Annotated in this window: 3 protein-coding genes; all 3 read right to left on the minus strand. The window is 68.9% G+C overall.

Annotation, left to right across the window (positions count from 1 at the left end; genetic code table 11):
* A partial coding sequence (locus I73_RS10425; RefSeq protein ID WP_026096566.1) for a PepSY domain-containing protein occupies positions 1-787 on the minus strand: 787 nt, incomplete at its 3' end.
* Between the two features lie 19 nt (positions 788-806).
* Positions 807-1,814: a TonB-dependent siderophore receptor gene (locus tag I73_RS27290; RefSeq protein WP_022980551.1), complete on the minus strand. Its 1,008-nt coding sequence runs from the start codon at positions 1,812-1,814 to the stop codon at positions 807-809.
* A gap of 30 nt (positions 1,815-1,844) precedes the next feature.
* A complete protein-coding gene (gene hypB, locus I73_RS10435; protein WP_022980552.1) occupies positions 1,845-2,840 on the minus strand; it encodes a hydrogenase nickel incorporation protein HypB in 996 nt (331 codons plus the stop codon).
* Positions 2,841-2,922 lie beyond the last annotated feature (82 nt).

Raw genomic sequence — 2,922 nt, forward strand, 5'->3', positions numbered from 1 at the left:
CCCGAGGCTCCGGGGCCCGGGCGGGTGGCAGCGGCGTGCGGCTGGCAAAGGGCGATGGCGTGAGCGCGGAGAACCAGGAGACCACCGGCCGCATGACCTGGGTGTTGAGGTTCATGGCCACCGAGGTCACGGCCAGCATGAGCACCAGGGCGAAGAGCCACACACCGCCGGAGCGGTGCAGGTCGAAGACCCGCCGATGGCCGCCCGCGGACCAGCGGAAGGCGAAGGAGCGGCGCCATTGCGAGGGTTGCGGAAAAGAAATCCACAGAGCGATCAGCGTGTCCAGCACCCAAGCCACCGCGATCAGGCCCATCAACCACACGCCCCAGTCGATGCCACCGCGCTCCGGCAGGTGCATTGAGTAGTGCAGCTTGTAGAGAAAGGGCAGCAGGTTCTCCCGCGACAAGGAGATGGCCCCCCAGAGCCGGCGGGCCTGCACCTGGCCGGTCACCGGATCCAACGCCACCTGGTTGTAGTCCAGGGCGTAGGGCTGTCCGGTGGAAGGGTCCACCCGGGGTTCCATGTACACCAGGAAGGTGTGGCCCGGCTCCACCGCCAGGGCGTGGTAGCGCACCCAGGCCCGCGGGTCGGCGGCTTCGGCCCGCCGCACCAACTCCGCCACCGGCAGGGGCGAGCCGGTGCTGCGGGCCCCGAACAGCTGCGGGTTGAGCCAGGCGTCGAGCTCGTGGTCCCAGGAGATGACGGCGCCGGTGGCCCCCGCCACGAACAGGAACACGGCCGCCGTCAGGCCGAACCAGCGGTGCAGACGCACGAACAGGGCACGCATGGCTTGTTTCCCCGCCCGCTCAGTAGGTCCAGTTCAGCGACACGCTGTAGTTGCGCGGCGCCGCGTAGTAGCTCTGGGTCCAGTACAGGCTGGTCAGGTACTTTCGGTCGGTCAGGTTGTTGACCTGCGCGCTCACCGACCATTGCCTGCTGAGCTGGTAGCGGGCCATCAGGTCCACCAGCAGCAGGCTGGGCTCGCCCGCGTCCACATCGTCGCTGTGGATCGACGAGCGCCAGTTGAGCTGGGCCCCCAGCTTCAGGCCCGGCAACTGCGCCACCTGCCAGGTGGTGTTGAACTGCAGGCGCTGGCGCGGGGTGAAGCGGCGCACGGCCTCGCCCGCCTCGTCATGGATGGCCAGCTGGGTGTAGCCGGCATTGACCGACCAGCCGGGCAGCAGCTCGCCCACCAGTTCCAGCTCGACGCCCTGGGACTTGAAGTCAGCACCCTCGTAGATGGAGTTGCCCTGGCTGTCCACGCCCACGTAGGACGCCAGGTTCTGCTGGCGGGAGCGGAAGACCGCCACCGTGGCCATCAACCGCTTGTCCAGCCCATCGGTCTTCAGCCCCAGCTCGTCGCTGGTGCCGGTGGCCGGCGCCAGACGCTGCCGTTGCGCGTCCTGCTGGGACTGGAGTGTGAACAGCGCCGTGTGCGAGGCATAGGCTGACACGCGAGGCGTCAGATCCCACATCGCACCCACATGGGGGTTCAGACGGCTGTTCTTGCGCACGCTGGAGGCGCCGTAGCTTTCGCCGGTCGACTCGGCCTCGGTGTGGTTCAGGCCGGTGATCAGGGTGAGGTCATCCCGCAGGCGCCAGTGCGCCGCCAGGTAGACGCTGCGCTGCTTGTCCACGATGCGGCTGCTGCCACCGTCGCTGTCGAAGGAAGGAATGGTCAGGCTGCCATCCCAGGTGCTCAGTTCCTCCGGCAGAGCAGCGCCCAGCGTGTCGCCGTTGTAGGACTGCTCGCGCGTGCCGGCCCGGGCGGCCAGGGCGCCCACGATGAGCTGGTGCTGGCGACCGGCGTTCATGGGCGGTCGGGCGCGGGCAGTTTTGGCGGGTCAGGCCTTGGCGGCGAGCTGCGCTTCCAGCTCGGCCACGCGGGCCTTGAGCCGGGCCAGCTCATCCGCCGCAGGCGCGGCGGCCTCGGCCGGGGCCTCCAGCGGCTGCAGCAGCCAGTCCAGCCAGGCATCCAGGCCTTCGCCGCTGCGGGCCGAGACCAGCAGCACCTCGATGCCCGGGTTCACCCGGCGGGCGTACTCGATGCACTTGGGCACGTCGAAGTCCAGGTGCGGCAGCAGGTCGGTCTTGGTCAGCACCATCAGCCGCGCGGCGGCGAACATGTCCGGGTACTTGATGGGCTTGTCCTCGCCCTCGGTGACCGAAAGGATGGCCACCTTGGCGCGCTCGCCCAGGTCCCACATGGCGGGGCAGACGAGGTTGCCGACGTTCTCGATGAACAGGACCGCACCGTGGGGGTGGTCATGGTCGCCGTGATCGTGGTCATGTCCATGTGCGTGAGCATGGGCATGGTCATGCAGGGGCAGCCGCGCGAAGGCATCGGCCACCATCTGGGCATCCAGGTGGCAGCCCTTGCCGGTGTTGACCTGGATGGCCGGGGCGCCGGTGGCGCGGATGCGGTCGGCGTCGTTCGAGGTCTGCTGGTCGCCTTCGATCACCGCCACCGGCAGGCCCGCGGCGCGGGTCTTCAGCGCCTCCAGCGTCGCGCACAGCAGGGTGGTCTTGCCCGAGCCGGGGCTGGACACCAGGTTGTAGGCCACCACGCCATGGCCCTCGAAATGGGCCCGGTTCTGCGCGGCCAGTCGGTCGTTCTCGCCCAGCACGGTGGTCTCGATCTGGATGGCGCGGGCCTGGCTCATGCCGGGCACCGAGACCCGGGCGCTGCCGGCGCCGTAGTGCAGGTCGCCGGTGGACGGGGTCACGTGGACATGGTCCTGCGCGTGTCCGTGTTCGTGCGCATGCCCGTGCTCATGCGGATGGGCATGCGAATGATCATGTTGGTGGGAGGTGTCGGCACAGCCGCAGACGACGCACATGGTGTGTTCTCCTTGCTCTCAGTCCTGCACCAGCAGGTCCACCACCCGCAGCTCGGTGCCGCCAGTGGGTTGTAGTGAAATC

Origin of the sequence: Ideonella sp. B508-1, from assembly GCF_000333615.1 — a bacterium.
In the GTDB taxonomy this organism is placed as follows: Bacteria; Pseudomonadota; Gammaproteobacteria; order Burkholderiales; family Burkholderiaceae_C; genus Ideonella.